2 pseudogenes are annotated in these 1,141 nt (G+C 42.1%); both read right to left on the reverse strand.

Annotation, left to right across the window (positions count from 1 at the left end):
• Nucleotides 1–753, reverse strand: a pseudogene (locus QVP40_RS11000) (UDP-glucose--hexose-1-phosphate uridylyltransferase); the annotation flags it as partial.
• An 18-nt stretch (nt 754–771) separates the two neighbouring features.
• Nucleotides 772–1,141: pseudogene (locus tag QVP40_RS11005) on the reverse strand (galactokinase); the annotation flags it as partial.

Here is a 1,141-nt window from a genome sequence, read left to right on the forward strand (position 1 = left end):
GAAATAATGAGGAAACAGCTTTACAAAATCAAAAAGCTTGATAAAGGTATTTCTCTCGATCTTCATTGGAGTATGCTGACTGTTAAATACAATACAGTGCTCGTTGTAATATACATACGGTGAATACTGGAAGCCCCACGGACTGTCGTTTACTGTAATAGGAATGATTCTGTGGTTTTCCCTTGCCGGATGGTTCACACGGCCTGCGTAGCCTTCATTTTCAGGGCAGAGAAGACATTTTGGGTAACTGCTTGCCTTTGCATTTTTTGCTGCTGCAATGGCCTTTGGATCTTTTTCCGGTTTTGACAGATTGATTGTGATATCAATATCTCCATAAGGACTTTCCACTGTCCATTTCTGGTCTTTTTTTACGCGATAGCGACGGATATAATCGCTGTCCTGGCTTAATTTATAAAAATAATCTGTTGCCTTCTGGGGGCTGGTCTGATATCTGTCCCAGAATTCTTTCTGAACCTGAGCAGGTCTTGGCATAAGGCAGTTCATAAGACGTGTGTCAAAAAGATCACGGTATACAACGCTGTCCTCGATCAGTCCGCGCTTTACAGCTTCATCCAGAAGTTCTCCCAGGGTTTCTTCAAGATTCACATTTTCCGGTACTTCTTCCGGTTCTGTGTATTCCTCTTCATGAAAAATATCCAGAAGAAGATTAATGGTATAGTTTTTTTCACATTCAGGTGTCAGTCCTGTCTCAATTCCGTACTGTACCAGTTTTCTGATGCTTTTACTTAACATGTTTTTATCCCCCTGATTTTATGCGATCACATGAGCTCCGTCACCGATATCTACTACATAAAACTCTGCCTCATGTCCGACTTTTTCTTTGTACTGTTTTCCGATGGTATCAATAAAATGATCCACTGCGTCATTTTTCACAATACTTACTGTACAGCCGCCGAAACCGCCTCCTGTAATACGGGAACCGATCACTCCCGGAATCTGCCATGCCAGGTCTACCAGAATGTCAATCTCCTCACAGGAAACCTCATAATCGTCACGAAGAGAAACATGAGAAGCATTCATCAGTTTTCCGAATTCTTCCACATTGTCTGCTTTCAGCGCATTTACTGCTTTGATCGCACGCTGATTCTCATAAACTGCATGTTTTGCACGTTTTCTGCAG

This window comes from Blautia sp. CAG:257, assembly GCF_000433815.1.
Lineage (GTDB): Bacteria > Bacillota > Clostridia > Lachnospirales > Lachnospiraceae > Blautia_A > Blautia_A caecimuris.